The sequence below is a fragment of the Pseudomonas sichuanensis genome (assembly GCF_024749065.1).
GTDB classification, from domain to species: Bacteria; Pseudomonadota; Gammaproteobacteria; order Pseudomonadales; family Pseudomonadaceae; genus Aquipseudomonas; species Aquipseudomonas sichuanensis.
In genome coordinates this window covers 2,177,191-2,192,597 of sequence record NZ_CP087185.1, presented here as the reverse complement: position 1 = coordinate 2,192,597, position 15,407 = coordinate 2,177,191, and the positions used below count along the sequence as shown (strand labels likewise).

The 15,407-nt window shown below is 63.3% G+C and carries 10 protein-coding genes; 6 read left to right on the top strand and 4 right to left on the bottom strand.

Annotation, left to right across the window (positions count from 1 at the left end):
- Window positions 1-63: 63 nt before the first annotated feature.
- The 3 genes from LOY51_RS10215 (at window position 64) to LOY51_RS10205 (ending at window position 3,585) form a co-directional block, all read left to right on the top strand.
- A complete protein-coding gene (locus LOY51_RS10215) occupies window positions 64-858 on the top strand; it encodes an endonuclease/exonuclease/phosphatase family protein (protein ID WP_125463535.1) in 795 nt (264 codons plus the stop codon).
- 330 nt (window positions 859-1,188) lie between these two features.
- Entirely contained in the window at window positions 1,189-2,265 is a 1,077-nt protein-coding gene (locus LOY51_RS10210) for an autotransporter domain-containing protein (protein WP_125858168.1), read from the top strand.
- Between the two features lie 399 nt (window positions 2,266-2,664).
- Entirely contained in the window at window positions 2,665-3,585 is a 921-nt protein-coding gene (locus LOY51_RS10205) for a hypothetical protein (RefSeq protein WP_258646049.1), read from the top strand.
- A gap of 72 nt (window positions 3,586-3,657) precedes the next feature.
- On the opposite strand, the gene glgB is transcribed toward LOY51_RS10205, so the two are convergent.
- From glgB to LOY51_RS10190, 3 genes are all read right to left on the bottom strand, one after another.
- On the bottom strand, window positions 3,658-5,871 hold the full coding sequence (glgB, locus tag LOY51_RS10200; protein WP_125858166.1) for a 1,4-alpha-glucan branching protein GlgB: 2,214 nt from the start codon (window positions 5,869-5,871) through the stop codon (window positions 3,658-3,660).
- A 142-nt stretch (window positions 5,872-6,013) separates the two neighbouring features.
- Window positions 6,014-9,331 carry a maltose alpha-D-glucosyltransferase gene (gene treS / locus LOY51_RS10195; protein ID WP_258646043.1) on the bottom strand — a complete coding sequence of 1,106 codons (3,318 nt, stop codon included), beginning with the start codon at window positions 9,329-9,331 and terminating at the stop codon, window positions 6,014-6,016.
- Window positions 9,332-9,460: 129 nt separating this feature from the next.
- On the bottom strand, window positions 9,461-11,479 hold the full coding sequence (locus LOY51_RS10190) for an alpha-1,4-glucan--maltose-1-phosphate maltosyltransferase (RefSeq protein WP_258646037.1): 2,019 nt from the start codon (window positions 11,477-11,479) through the stop codon (window positions 9,461-9,463).
- Window positions 11,480-11,618: 139 nt separating this feature from the next.
- On the opposite strand from LOY51_RS10190, the gene LOY51_RS10185 reads away from it, so the two are divergent.
- Complete coding sequence (locus LOY51_RS10185; RefSeq protein WP_258646033.1) at window positions 11,619-11,780, top strand: hypothetical protein; 162 nt, start codon at window positions 11,619-11,621, stop codon at window positions 11,778-11,780.
- A 112-nt stretch (window positions 11,781-11,892) separates the two neighbouring features.
- Window positions 11,893-12,168: an acyl carrier protein gene (locus tag LOY51_RS10180; RefSeq protein ID WP_125858163.1), complete on the top strand. Its 276-nt coding sequence runs from the start codon at window positions 11,893-11,895 to the stop codon at window positions 12,166-12,168.
- Here the strand turns inward: LOY51_RS10180 and LOY51_RS10175 are convergent.
- Window positions 12,110-13,813 (bottom strand): AMP-binding protein, encoded by a 1,704-nt coding sequence (locus LOY51_RS10175; RefSeq protein WP_258646030.1) that lies wholly within the window; start codon window positions 13,811-13,813, stop codon window positions 12,110-12,112. The two genes, LOY51_RS10180 and LOY51_RS10175, sit on opposite strands and share 59 nt — an antisense overlap.
- A 326-nt stretch (window positions 13,814-14,139) precedes the next feature.
- Between LOY51_RS10175 and LOY51_RS10170 the strand changes: the two genes are divergently transcribed.
- Complete coding sequence (locus tag LOY51_RS10170) at window positions 14,140-15,303, top strand: isovaleryl-CoA dehydrogenase (protein WP_258646028.1); 1,164 nt, start codon at window positions 14,140-14,142, stop codon at window positions 15,301-15,303.
- Window positions 15,304-15,407: the final 104 nt, after the last annotated feature.

Sequence of the window (15,407 nt, the reverse complement as noted above, 5' to 3'; positions counted from 1 at the left end):
GCGGTTCGACGGCTCGATAAACCCGCTCCCACAAGAATCGTGTAAATCGCTACAGGAGTTCCTGTGAACCCCGAAGCCGGCAGTCCAGGTTTCGCCAGCGTCAGCCAGGCCCCGGCCGTGCACCGGGTCAAGGTGCTGACGGTCAACACCCACAAGGGTTTCACCGCCTTCAACCGGCGCTTCATCCTGCCGGAGCTGCGCGAGGCGGTGCGCAGCACCCAGGCCGATATCGTGTTCCTGCAGGAAGTGCTGGGCAGCCACGATCGCCACGCCAGCCGCTACCCCGGCTGGCCGCAGACCTCGCAGTACGAATTCCTCGCCGACAGCATGTGGAGCGATTTCGCCTACGGGCGCAACGCGGTGTACCCGGACGGCCACCACGGCAACGCTCTGCTGTCCAAGTACCCGATCATCGAACACCGCAACCTCGACGTGTCGATCACCGGCCCCGAACGGCGCGGCCTGCTGCACTGTGTGCTCGACGTGCCCGGGCAAGCACCGGTGCATGCCATTTGCGTGCACCTGTCGCTGCTGGAAAGCCATCGGCAAAAACAGCTGCAACTGTTGAGCAAGCTGCTCGATGCACTGCCCGCCGACGCCCCGGTGATCATCGCCGGTGACTTCAACGACTGGCAGTTGCACGGCAACCGCACCCTGGGCCGGCAACAGGGCCTGCACGAAGCCTTCGAACGCCATCACGGCCTGCTCGCCCGCACTTATCCCGCACGCCTGCCGCTGCTGCGCCTGGACCGTATCTACCTGCGCAACGCCGACAGCCATGGGCCGATGATCCTCGGCCACAAGCCCTGGACACACCTGTCCGATCATCTGCCGCTGGCTGTGGAAGTGCGCCTGTAGCAACGATTCGGCATAGCCGCCCGGCGAGCAATCACCATTGACGATATGGCCTCGCCAATTCTGTACAAATTCAATGGCTTGAATTACTCAACGAACCCTTGCCAAAGCCTTCACACATTCTTGACGCAAGCCCTGTCCTCTCCTTAGCTGAACAGAACCAACAGACGTAAAAATTCGTGCCGGGCCTCTAGCTCGCGCCTTTGTGCGCGCTCAAGCAGGCTGGCGCGCTGGCTTGGGTCGCCCCTGTTTTTGTCGTACAGCCCGTGACATCAGGCCAGATTGCCCGGCTGTTCAACGTGCTGTCCAACACACAACAACAGGAGATCCGCCATGAAAAGCACCTCGAACCCCCTGCGTTTCGAAGCTTTTTGCTGCGCGGTTTCCACGTCGCTGCTCTTGGCAACCCCGGTGGAAACCTTCGCCTTCGAACTGCAGGAGGGCGAACCCTTCGCCCGGTTCCTGGAACAGCCCGAGGTCCCCCAACTCTCACTCGACCCGCTGAGCGTCAATGGCCTCAACCAGGGCATGCTCTCGGCATTCTCCACGCAGATGAGCGAGCGCCACGGCCCACTGGCCAGCGACATGATCGCCAGCCAGTGGGCGCAGTTCTTCCCCGGCACACCAAGGCCAGCAGCCCAGGCGCCGGCGCAGCTGGAGGCGCCCAGCCAGCAGTTGATGATCGGCCCCGACCTGTTCGTGCGCGAAACCAGCGCAGGCAACGTTCACCGTGCCGGGATCTTCGTCGGCCACAACAACCTGCAGAGCAGCTTCAACGGCATGCGCCCCTTGCTCGGTGACAAACAACGCAATGCGGTGAACCTCAGCGGCGAGAGCCTGGGCGTGTACTGGAGCATGACCCATGAGCAGGGCTGGCACGTGGACGCCGTGGCCATGGGTACGCGCATCGACGTCAATGGCCGCTCCCAGGCCGGCCAGCGAGTGGACGACAGTGGCCATGCGATGACCTTTTCGGTGGAGGGCGGTTTCCCCATCGGCCTGGGGGGCGGCTGGGTGATCGAGCCCCAGGCGCAGTTGATCAACCAGCAGTTCTTCCCTGGCAGCCAGGTGCAGGAGGAAACCTTGCAGGCGTTCGACAGCCAGCCAAGCTGGAGCGGCCGGGTCGGTGCCAAGCTGTCGGCGCGCTATGAAGTGAAAGGCATGCCCATCGAGCCCTATGTGCGCACCAACGTCTGGTACGACTTCAGCAACAGCGACTCGGTGAAGCTGGACCAGGTCGACAAGATCTCCAGCTCGCGCAGTTCGACCTCGGTGGACCTGGGGTTGGGGCTGGTGGCGCGGGTCACGCCGAACGTGGCGCTGTTCGTCAGTGCCGATTACAGCAGCGACGTGGATGACAACGATCTGAATGGGCTGATTGGCAGCCTCGGGGTGAGGATGCGCTGGTAGACAAGCGAACGCACCCATTGCCCAGGCACACTGGAACTCTGGCTTGCGGGTTATTCACGACGCTGGATATCAGCCACGCGAGGTGAAAACAGATAGAGCCATGCTCGAATTTGCAAAACGCGGTAGCAGATTCCGACAGGCTCACTTGAATGCCGACATCAATACTTGCAAGCATCGCGCACTCTGTTTCCGGACACTGCCTGGCGGCCTGAATAGCCATGATAAAGCCGCCAGCGCTATGTCGCACCTGACATTTTTATCAGTTGCCGTGCTCTATCAACCGGCGAAAAATCTCTGCAGGTCGATCAATTGCCACTGCGAAAAAATCCACTTGGAAATTGATATCGACCCCAGGTAGCCACCCAGCCTAACTGAAGCATAGATTTGAGGGAAAACATCATGACAACCGAACCCTTGGCGGACGAAGAACAAAGCAAAAAATACATCGAACAATTAAACAATATATACGCCATCAATGACCCGAACAAACTGAAACAGGCATACAAGCTCCTCGATCTGATTCATCCTGTAATCGCCGCCCTGGCTACGCAACGCGCGCCAGAAGATCTCACCAAAAACCATCACCCGTTATTGATGAATGCTGCCATCCGGCGCGCCTTGGAAGAACCAAGCGATGCAACTAAAGCAGACCTTGAACGAGCCGAAGTTAAAGTAACACAGCCTGTGACAAGCACTCACTTCAAGAGGACATTCGCCGAATTTTCAAATCCATTTAATGACACCTCGCTTAGCAATAGATATTTGTATAATAGCGAATTCCTGAAAGCATACAACAATAGCATTTCAAACTTACTCGAAACAGAGGACCTACCAGATAGCACGTTGACTCCGATACCAGAAACCGATCATTACGAATTCATAGAGGCGTTGAAGATCTTCGCAGCCAGCAAAGCCGAATCATTCCTAGAAGAATATCGCAGTTTTTTATACCTAGCATCCCCAGGCCCCTTTGCAGGGATGGAGATCTACGGGATTAATGGCATACCTGGACATTACGCCACCATGTTCACCGACGCTGTACATTGCGCCGAATTATTGCACGCTTCAAATAAAGACATCGGATTCCAGATCAATCGCAGCACTGAAAGTCCAGACTACAGCGGGACCTATATATTCTCAATTTCAGTGACACCAATTGACCTACCATCGACTCTAAAATCCAAATCCTTCAACGAGTTAATAGACAACATACAAAATGAAGCAACCAGCACTAGGGAAGGCGTGGTCTCCAATGGTCAAGTCGCATTGCAAGTCATCGTTAAACGGGAATTTATCGAAGATAATACGCGCCGGGGCTAGCCGCTTTTCTTCAACGCTGTAGCTCAGGCAACTTCTTGGCGGGAGACCCCGCCAAGAAGTCATTACCGGGAGCTAACCAGCCGGCTTCATCACCAACACCCCCAACGGCGGCAGGTTCAGCGCCAGCGACAATGGCTGCCCATGGCTGGCAATCTCATCACTGGCCACCGCCCCCAGGTTGCCCACGTTCGACCCTGCATACAGCCCGGCATCGCTGTTGAGCAACTCTTGCCAACGTTCGCCGAACGGCACGCCGATCCGGTAGCCCTCGCGCGGCACCGGGGTGAAGTTGGCCACCACCAGCAAGGGTTCGCCCTGGCTGCTCCAGCGCAGCCAGGCGTACACGCTGTTGTGCGCATCGTCGCCGATCAGCCACTGGAAGCCCTGGGGCTGGCAGTCCTGTTCATGCAGTGCCGGTTGCTCGCGGTACAGCCGGTTGAGGTCGCCGACCAGGCGCTGTACTCCTTGGTGCTCGGGGTATTGCAGCAGGTACCAGTCCAGTTGGCTGTCGTGGTTCCACTCACGCCACTGGCCGAACTCGCAGCCCATGAACAGTAGCTTCTTGCCTGGGTGGGCCCACATGAACGCGAGGTAGGCGCGCAGGTTGGCAAACTTCTGCCAGCGATCGCCGGGCATCTTGTCGATCAGCGAGTGCTTGCCGTGCACCACCTCGTCGTGGGAGATGGGCAGGATGAAGTGCTCGGAGTAGGCATAGATCAGCCCGAAGCTCATCTCGTTGTGGTGGTAGGTGCGGTGGATCGGGTCGTTCTGGATGTAATGCAGGGTGTCGTGCATCCAGCCCATGTTCCACTTGTAGGCAAAGCCCAGGCCGCCCTGTTGCGTGGGCTGGCTGACGCCGGGCCAGGCGGTGGATTCCTCGGCGATGATCAATGCGCCCGGTGCCTCGTGGGCCGCGACGCCGTTGAGGTGGCGGATGAAGTCGATGGCTTCGAGGTTCTCGCGCCCGCCATGGCGGTTGGGCACCCACTCGCCGGCCTTGCGCGAGTAATCGCGGTAGAGCATCGACGCCACGGCATCGACGCGCAGGCCGTCGATGTGGAAATGCTTGAGCCAGTGCAGCGCCGAGGCCAGCATGAAGCCGCGCACCTCGTTGCGGCCGAGGTTGTAGATCAGCGTGTTCCAGTCCTGGTGGAAGCCTTCCAGCGGATTGTCGTACTCGTACAGCGCGGTGCCGTCGAAGCGCGCCAGGCCGTGTTCGTCGGTGGGGAAATGCGCCGGTACCCAGTCGAGGATCACGCCGATGCCGCCCTGATGGCAGGCGTCGATGAAGAAGGCGAAATCTTCCGCCGTGCCGTAGCGTGAGGTCGGGGCGAACAAAGACAGCGGCTGATAGCCCCAGGACCCGCCGAACGGGTGCTCCATGATCGGCATCAGCTCGATATGGGTGAAGCCCAGTTCCTGCACGTAAGGCACCAGGCGTTCGGCCAGTTCGCGCCAGTTGTAGAAGCGCGCGACCTCGCCGGTATCGTCCAGCTCGCAGCGCCAGGAGCCGGCGTGCAGCTCGTAGATCGACAGCGGTGCGTTGTAGGCGTGGCGCTGGGCGCGCTGCGCCATCCATTGCTCATCGTGCCAGTCGTGGGCCAGGGCGCCGGCCACCTTCGAGGCGGTACTCGGTGGCAGCTCGGTGGCGCGGGCCAGCGGGTCGGCCTTGAGTGGCAGCACGCCGTCGGCGCCGAGCACTTCGAACTTGTAGGTTTCGCCGACACCCAGGCGCGGCACGAACAATTCCCACACCCCGGCGCTGTGGCGCAGGCGCATGGGGTGGCGGCGGCCGTCCCAGTTGTTGAAGTCGCCCACCACCGAAACCCGCCTGGCGTTGGGCGCCCACACCGAGAAGCACACGCCGTCGATGCCGTCGGCCTGGGTCGGTTGCGCACCGAAGCGGCCGGACAGGTCGCGGTGGTTGCCTTCGGAGAACAGGTACATGTCCATGTCGCCCAGTTGCGGGCCAAAGCTGTAAGGGTCTTCGGTGACCTGCTCGCCCCCGGCCCAGCCGATCTGCAGCAGATACGGTTGTGCATCGTCGATGTGCGCGGTGAACAACCCTGGCAGGCGCTGTTGCTGCATTTCAGCGAGCACGTGCCCGCCATCGCGGGCCAGCACGCGCACATTCAGGGCGTTGGGCAGGAAGGCCCGGATAAACTGACCGCCTGCACCATCGGGGTGCGGGCCGAGCACGGCGAACGGGTCGGCGTGCGTGGCGCTGGCAAGGGCGTCCAGGTCCCGTTGCCGAAGGCTGCCGTTGTCACGCGTGGTTGCATTCATCTCACTGCCCCTTTCCATGTATTCACAAGATTGCTTGACGACCTTTGGGGCGTGGGAGCGAGCTTGCCTCGCGATGAGGGTAGCGGCCCCATCGCGGGGCAAGTCGCATCGGCGCACCGCCGCTCCCACGAAACTACGAAACTCATGACTCCCCCCAGGTGCTGATCAACCCATGCAGGCCATGCAAAGGCACGGCCAGCCAGCTCGGCCGGTTCTCGGCTTCGTAGCTGATTTCATAGGCGGCTTTTTCCAGGCAGAACAGTTCCAGTGCGGCGCGCTCGCCCTCGGCCTGCTGCCAGGCATGGGGCATGGCGGCGGTGGCCAGGCCATAGGCTTCGACGAAGGCGTGACGCGACTGGTGCAGGTACTGCCGGGCAACCCGCTGACGGGCCTGGCGCGCCGCGTCGGAGAGGTCTACCGCCGAGGCGCTGCGCAGGATCATGGCAGCAGCATAGTCGAAGGATCGCAATACGCCGCTGACATCCTTGTATGGGCTGTGTCTGGCCCGGCGCTCGTCCAGCGGACGCGCCGGTTCGCCCTCGAAATCGATCAGGTAGGCATCGCCCTGCACCACCAGCACCTGGCCCAGGTGCAGGTCGCCGTGCACACGCATCAACAAGCCGCCTTGGGCCTGGCGGGCCAGGTTGTCGATGTGCTGGCGCAAGCCTTGGCGTTGTTGCTGCAGGTCGTCGACCAGAGCCTGGCTGTCACCGTCCAGGCTGTTGCGGTGCTGGGCCAGCAGGTCCAGGGCATGCTCGAGCTCGGTGCTGATCTGCCGGCTCCAGCGCTCGCTGTCGCGGGCATCGCTCGGCCGCGGCTGGAACGCTTGATCACCGGTGGGCGCCGCCAGCAGCAGGTGCATCTCGCCCAGGCGCTGGCCCAGCAAGGCGGCGAAGCCGGTGAGTTCGGCCAGGGCGTCGGTGTGCGCTTCCTGCTCGTTGCGGGTCGGTTCCATCTCGTCGCGGATCGCCCGTTCCAGGGTGTTCTGGGTCCAGTCCCAGGCATCGCCCTGGTTGCTCAGGTAGCCCTGGGCGATCATCAGCAGGGTTGATTGATCGCTATCGTCGACGCGGCTGACCCAGGCCAGCAAGGGTGAAATATTGGCGAAACCGGCAGCAGTGAGGTAGGCGCTCATCTCCAGCTCCGGGTGGATCCCCGGGTTGACCCGGCGGATCAGCTTGAGCACCAGGCTGCCGCCCACCACCACCGAGCTGTTGGACTGCTCCGCGCCCAGGTAGCGCACCTCGCTCTGCTCATCGAGCGCCAGCGCCGCCAGCTGCTTGGTGCACTGGAAGCGCAGTTCGCCCATGCCGTTGCCACAGGGCAGGCGCAGGCCGTCCTGGCAACCGCGCAGCAGCGCACGGATGAAGGGCTCGAGGACGAAGGCATCGGTGATAAGCCCCACCTGACGACCACGGCGCACCCGCGACAGCGCCAGTTGCTGGGGCAGCGCGGCGTTGATCTGCTCCTCCGGCAACAACCCGAACGGCAGTTGGTAGTGGGTCACCACCCCGTTGCTGTGCACCTCCAGCTCGCCGAGCAATGCCGGCAAGGTCGCGGTGGCGAAGCGTACGCCGTACCGCAGGTGCACCTGGTCGATCGGCCCTTCCTTGCCGGCGAACCAGCGCCGCTTGGGCAGGTACTGGGGCAGGATCGCGCTTTCCAGGGCGCCCCGGGACGGTGCTTCGAGCAGCTCTTCCATGCGCTTGCGCAGCACCAGGGTGGTCAGCTCGGGCAGGCCTTCGGTGGGCTGCACATGCCAACTGGGCATGCGGTCGTGGGCGGCCAGCAGGAACCAGTAGAAGCCGTATGGCGCCAGGGTAAGCAGGAACGGCAACTGGCCGATGGGCGGGAACGCGCTGCCACCGAGCATCTCCACCGGCACCCGTTCGGCGTACTGCGAAAGCTCCAGCTCCGCGGCCTGGGCGGCGCGTGAAACGTTGGCCACGCACAGCACCACTTCACTGTTGCCCTCGGCATCGGTGTACTCGCGGATATAGGCGAGGATGCGCCGGTTGCTCGGGGTGAGCATTTTCAAGGTGCCACGGCCAAAGGCCTTCTGCTGGTTGCGCACCGACAGCAGGCGGCGGTTCCAGTTGAGCAGCGAGTGCGGGTCGTGGGCCTGGGCCTCGACGTTGATGGTCTGGTAGCCGTACAGCGGGTCCATGATCGGGGGCAGCACCAGGCGCTGCGGCTCGGCCTTGGAGAAACCGCCGTTACGGTCCGGCGACCACTGCATGGGGGTGCGCACGCCGTCGCGGTCGCCCAGGTAGATGTTGTCGCCCATGCCCAGTTCGTCGCCGTAGTACAGCGTGGGCGTGCCGGGCATCGACAGCAGCAGGCTGGTCAGCAGCTCGATGCGCCGCCGGTCGCGCTGCAGCAAGGGCGCCAGGCGTCGGCGGATGCCTAGGTTGATGCGCGCGCGACGGTCTTCGGCGTAGTAGTTCCACAGGTAGTCGCGCTCGCGGTCGGTGACCATCTCCAGGGTCAGCTCATCGTGGTTGCGCAGGAAGATCGCCCATTGGCAGTTGGCAGGGATCTCTGGGGTCTGGCGCAGGATATCGGTGATCGGGAAGCGGTCTTCCATGGCCAGGGCCATGTACATGCGCGGCATCAGCGGGAAGTGGAAGGCCATGTGGCATTCGTCGCCTTCACCTTCGCCGAAGTACGGCCGGGTGTCCTCCGGCCACTGGTTGGCCTCGGCCAGCAGCATGCGGTCGGGGTAGTTGGCGTCGATCTCGGCGCGGATCGCCTTGAGCACTGTATGGGTCTCAGGCAGGTTCTCGTTGTTGGTGCCGTCGCGCTCGATCAGGTAGGGGATGGCGTCCAGGCGCAGGCCATCGACGCCGATGTCGAGCCAGAAGCGCATCACCCCGATCACGGCCTTGAGCACCTGCGGGTTGTCAAAGTTCAGGTCCGGCTGATGCGAGTAGAAGCGGTGCCAGAAGTACTGGCCGGCCACTGGGTCCCAGGTCCAGTTGGACTTTTCGGTGTCGAGGAAGATGATCCGGGTGCCGTCGTACTTCTGGTCATCGTCCGACCACACGTAGAAATCCCGAGCCTTGCTGCCGCGCTTGGCGTGGCGGGCGCGCTGGAACCAGGGGTGCTGGTCGGAGGTGTGGTTGATGACCAGTTCGGTGATCACCCGCAGGCCGCGCTTGTGGGCCTCGGCGATGAAACGTTTGGCGTCGGCCATGCCGCCGTAGTCCGGGTGCACAGCTTTGTATTCGCCGATGTCGTAGCCGTCGTCGCGCCGTGGCGAGGGGTAGAACGGCAGCAGCCAGAGGGTGTTGACGCCAAGTTCGGCGATGTAGTCGAGCTTGCTGATCAAGCCGGCGAAATCGCCGATGCCGTCGTTGTTCGCGTCGAAGAACGATTTCACGTGCAGCTGGTAGATCACCGCGTCCTTGTACCAGAGGGGATCGTCGATGAAGGCTGCCGGGCGGGAACGCTTGGCCATGTGCGACTCCTTTCGGTTCTCGGTTTGACGCGCCCCCTGTGGGAGCGGGTTTACCCGCGAAACAGACTCCGCGGTGTGTGGCACCGGCGTTGCCGGTGTTCGCGGGTAAACCCGCTCCCACAAAATCGCTTACCCCATCCGTTCAATGCGCCAGATGCCGAACGGCTGGTGCCAGGGCTCTATGCGCATCCACTGGGTCTTGCCGTGCCAGGTCCAGCGGTGGCCGGTCATCAGGTCCTCGCCCTGGGTGTCGGCGTTGTCATCCAGGCCCAGCTCCCACAGTGGCAGCTCGAAGCTGGCTTCCTGGGCGTTGTGCGGGTCGAGGCTGATGGCGACGAGGATGTAGTTGTCACGCTCGGCGGTGCGCTTGGCGAAGAACAGGATCTGCTCGTTCCAGCAGTTGAGGAAGAGCACGCCCAGGTGGGTCTGCAGGGCCCGGTTGTGCCGGCGGATGCGGTTGAGCTGGGCGATTTCGGCGACGATATTGCCGGGCTGGTTGAAGTCGCGCGGGCGGATCTGGTACTTCTCCGAGTCCAGGTACTCCTCCTTGCCGGGCAGCGGCGTGCCTTCGCACAGTTCGAAACCCGAATACATGCCCCACAGCCCTGAGCCCATGGTCGCCAGCGCAGCGCGGATCAGAAAGCCTGCCCGGCCAGAGGTGTGCAGGAAGAACGGGTTGATGTCCGGCGTGTTGACGAAGAAGTTCGGCCGATAACACAAGCTCCACGGCGGCTGGTTGAGTTCTTCGAAGTACTCGCGCAGCTCTTGCTTGCTGTTGCGCCAGGTGAAGTAGGTGTAGCTCTGGGCGTACCCCACCTTGCCCAGCCGCGCCATCATCGCCGGGCGGGTGAAGGCTTCGGCGAGGAAGATCACCTCGGGGTGCTGGCTGCGCACATTGGCGATCAGCCATTGCCAGAACGGCAGCGGCTTGGTGTGCGGGTTGTCGACGCGGAAGGTCTTGACCCCCTCCTCGACCCAGCCGACCACCACGTCGCGCAGGGCCAGCCACAGGCTGGGCACCGCCTCGGCGGCGTAGAAATCGACGTTGACGATGTCCTGGTACTTTTTCGGCGGGTTCTCGGCATAGCGGATGGTGCCGTCGGGGCGCCAGCTGAACCATCCGGGGTGCTCCTTCAACCAGGGGTGGTCCTGGGAGCACTGGATGGCGAAGTCCAGGGCGATCTCCAGGCCGTGTTCGGCGGCAGCCGCCACCAACCGGCGGAAGTCATCACGGCTGCCCAATTGCGGGTGGATGGCATCGTGGCCGCCTTCGGGGCTGCCGATGGCGTAGGGGCTGCCGGGGTCGCCGGGCTCGGCCTGCAAAGCGTTGTTGCGGCCCTTGCGGTGTTGCAGGCCGATGGGGTGAATGGGCGGGAAGTACAGCACGTCGAAGCCCATGTCGCGGATCATCGGCAGGCGCTGGTGCACGTCGTTGAAGGTGCCGTGGCGCTCGGGGTCGTCGGTGACCGAACGTGGGAACAGCTCGTACCAGCTGGCGAACAACGCGGCTTCGCGGTCCACGTCCAGGGGGAACTCGGGGCTGCGGGTGAGGTAGCTGAGGTGCTCGGTCTCGCTCATCAACCGGGTGACATCGGGGTGCAGCAGCTGCGCCACCTGGTCATCCACCGACAACTCCGGCAGGCGCTGCTGCAAGGCTTGCAACTGCTCGCGCAACAGGCCTTCGCTGCGCTGGATGCCCTGCCCCAGCAGCACACGGCCCTCTTGCAGTTCTAGCTGTACGTCCTGGCCTGCGGCGTACTTCTTCTCCAGGTCGTGGCAATAGGTGGCGAACGGGTCGATCCAGGCTTCGATGCTGAACAGGTGCAGGCCCAGCTCGCCGGGTGTGAAGTCGGCCAGCCACAGGTCGTTGCCCGGCGAGTGCATGGCCACACCGTGCCAGCGACGGCTGTGGGCCTGGCGCCAGTACAGCATCACCGCCAGGCGGTCGTGGCCGTCGGCGTACACCTTGGCGCTGACGTCGACCTTGTGCCCGCGCACTGCCTTGGCGGCAAAGGTACCGCCGTCTATCACGGGCGTCGCGTCCTCAATCACGATGCGTGGCGCCAGCAACGCCTGGGAAAGGCTGATGGCCTGGTCCGGGTGGTCACCTGCCATGGGTACGCTTTCGAAGGGCTCACTACCTGTCATCGCACTCGCTCCGTGGGGATTGTGGCGGTAAGGGTTCAGAGCCGTGCCCGAGGGTGGGGTTCAATAAAATTGAGCGAATGGTGCCAGGCGTGGGTCGAAGCCTGCGACACCTCTTCATTCATCCCGCGAGGTCAGGCCCATGAGTATTCCCATTCCACCGGAGACACCCGACCCGAACATCGACGACCCGACATTACCGCCGCCGGTGCCCGAGGAAGATCCGGACGAAGCGCCGATCAAGCCGAGCGTGCCGCCCACAGTGGGCGACCCGCCGAGCGAGGAGCCGCCGGTGAGAGCTTGAGGATAGACAAGGCTGGGGGTGAGGCTGGCGGGGCACCTGATATTTTTGCCAGTAGCGCAGGCGGGCGAAGCTGGTTAAACAGAGCACTCACCCCCTGACGCCAGCCGCCCTCATGCCCGCCGACGACCGTGTCACCTCGATCCTGCTGTGGATCATCGACGACTTCCTTGAACTCAATGGCAGGCACAAGGCGCTCAGGGCTGGCTATGGCATGGGCGAACTGGGCGCCGACAGCTTCGACATGGTCGAGTTGCAGGCACGGATCGAGGAAGAGCTGCACATCCTGATCGAAACGGAGATTTCCGTCGACGTCACCTTCGATCAATTGCTCAAGCTGGTGCGCCAGGCGATTGATGCCCAGCCGCGGCGCCTAGCTCCTCGACACTGATCTCGCGCATCCTGAACTTCTGCACCTTCCCCGTCACCGTCATCGGGAACTCATCGACGAAGCGGAAATGCCGTGGCGCCTTGAAATGCGCCAGCCGCGCCTTGCACCACTGCTGCAATTCATCAGCCGTGGCGCTGTGCCCAGGGTGCAGGCGAACCCAGGCCACCACCTCCTCGCCATATTTGCTGCACGGAATCCCCACCACCTGCGCCTCGGCTACCGCTGGGTGGGTATGGAAGAACTCCTCCAGCTCACGCGGATAGATGTTCTCGCCGCCGCGAATGATCATGTCCTTGTTGCGCCCGACGATGCGCACGTAACCCTGCTCGTCCATCACTGCCAGATCGCCGGTGCGCATCCAGCGGGCCGGATCGATGGCGTCATGGGTGGCCTGCAGGTTGTCCCAGTAGCCAAGCATCACGCTGTAGCCGCGGGTGCACAGTTCACCGATCTCGCCACGCGGGACGATGCAACCGTCGGCGTCCACCAGCTTGGTTTCCAGCTGCGGCTGGGTGCGGCCGACCGTGGTCACGCGCAGCTCCAGCTCATCATCCGGGCCGGTCTGCAGCGACACCGGGCTGGTTTCGGTCATGCCGTAGGCGATCTGCACCTCGGCCATGTGCATCTGCTCGATGACCTTGCGCATCACCTCGATCGGGCAGGTGGCGCCGGCCATGATGCCGCTGCGCAGGGTCGAGAGGTCCAGCTGCGGGCGCGACGGATGGTCGAGCATGGCGATGAACATGGTCGGCACGCCATAGAGGATGCTGGCGCGCTCTTCGGCCACGGCGCGCAGGGTGAGCTCGGCGTCGAAGGCGTCGTTGGGGTAGACCATGGTGCTGCCGTGAGTGATGCAACCGAGGTTGGCCATGACCATGCCGAAGCAGTGGTACAGCGGCACCGGGATCACCATGCGGTCGTGTTCGGTAAGGCCAAGGCTTTCGCCGACCATGTAGCCGTTGTTGAGGATGTTGTAGTGGCTCAGGGTCGCGCCTTTGGGCGCGCCGGTGGTGCCGGAGGTGTACTGGATGTTCACTGGCTGGTCGAACTGCAGGCTGTTTTGTCGCTGCTCGAAGGTGGCGGGGTCGGTCTCCCCTGCCCGCCCAGCCAGCGCAGCCCAGGGCAGGAAGCCTGCGGGCGGCTCGGCGGCCAGGCTGATCACCCCGCGCAGGTCGGGCAGTCGTTCGCTGCTCAACTGGCCGACGGGATGCTCGGCCAGCTGCGGCACCAGCGCCTGCACCATGGCGTGGTAGTCGGAGGTCTTGAACGCATCGGCGCACACCAGCCAACGGCAGCCAGACTGGCGTAGCACATACTCAAGCTCGCCCACCCGATAGGCCGGGTTGATGTTGACCAGGATCGCGCCAACCTTGGCCGTGGCCAGCTGCAGGATGCACCACTGGGCGCAGTTGGGTGCCCAGATGCCCACCCGCTCGCCGCCGGCCACGCCCAGCGCCATCAGCGCCCGGGCGTGCAGCTCGACCTGTACGGCCAGTTCGCGCCAGCTGTAGCGCAGGCCCTGGTGCCGCACCACCAGCGCCTCGCGCTCGGCATGGCGGGCCACGGTGGCGTCGAAGGCCTGGCCGATGGTCAGGGTCAGTAAAGGATGGTCCTGGCGGCCGCGGGTATAGCTTGGTTGAGGCATGGTTGTCCCTTCTTGTGGTTGTTCTGGGCATGACTGAAGCAGGCGGCAATTACTCTGGCGCAGATTTACGTTTACGTAAAGGTGATGATCTGATTGACAGTGCCGGAAGGCAGGTTTACGTTAACGTCAACCACGCATCACGGCGGCCGGACGGGAACGAGGTTGTGGGAGCGGGCTTGCCCCGCGATGAGGCCGGACCAGGCAACACAGCTGGCCGTTCTGACGGGCATCGCGGGGCAAGTCGCATCGGCGCACCGCCGCTCCCACAACCCCGTTTCCACAAGGTCGCCGTGGTACCCGAATATCAAGAACAAGAAGGTGCCCACATGCATTACCCCACCCTCAACTTCGCCCTGGGCGAAACCATCGACATGCTCCGCGACCAGGTGCGCACCTTCGTCGCCGCCGAGCTGGCCCCGCGCGCCGCACAGATCGACCACGACAACCTGTTCCCCGCCGACATGTGGCGCAAGTTCGGCGACATGGGCCTGTTGGGCATCACGGTTTCGGAGGAGTACGGCGGCGCCGGCCTGGGCTACCTGGCCCACGTGGTATCGATGGAAGAGATCAGCCGCGGGTCGGCCTCGGTGGCCCTGTCCTACGGCGCCCACTCCAACCTGTGCGTCAACCAGATCAACCGCAACGGCACCCACGAGCAGAAACTCAAGTACCTGCCCAAGCTGATCAGCGGCGAGCACATCGGCGCCCTGGCCATGAGCGAACCCAACGCCGGCTCCGACGTGGTGTCGATGAAGCTGCGCGCCGAAAAACGCGGCGACCGCTATGTGCTCAACGGCAGCAAGACCTGGATCACCAACGGCCCCGACGCCAACACCTATGTGATCTACGCCAAGACCGACCTGGACAAGGGCCCCCACGGCATCACCGCGTTCATCGTCGAGCGCGACTGGAAGGGTTTCAGCCGCAGCAACAAGTTCGACAAGCTGGGCATGCGCGGCTCCAACACCTGCGAACTGTTCTTCGATGACGTGGAAGTACCGGAAGAGAACATCCTCGGCCAGCTCAACGGCGGCGTGCGGGTGCTGATGAGCGGCCTGGACTACGAGCGCGTGGTGCTCTCGGGCGGCCCGACCGGCATCATGCAGAGCTGCATGGACCTGGTGGTGCCCTACATTCACGACCGCAAGCAGTTCGGCCAGAGCATCGGCGAGTTCCAGCTGATCCAGGGCAAGATCGCCGACATGTACACCCAGCTCAACGCCAGCCGCGCCTACCTGTACGCCGTGGCCCAGGCATGCGACCGCGGCGAGACCACTCGCAAGGACGCCGCCGGGGTGATCCTGTACACCGCCGAGCGCGCCACGCAGATGGCCCTGGAGGCGATCCAGATCCTCGGCGGCAACGGCTACATCAATGAGTTCCCGGCCGGCCGCCTGTTGCGCGATGCCAAGCTGTACGAAATCGGCGCCGGCACCAGCGAGATCCGCCGGATGCTGATCGGTCGCGAACTGTTCAACGAAACCCGCTGAAGAAGCTTCAAGCAGCAAGCTACAAGCGGCAAGTAACAGCCCTGCACGCTTGTAGCCACAACACTGAACCATCTTGCAGCTTGAAGCTTGAAGCTTGATTCTGC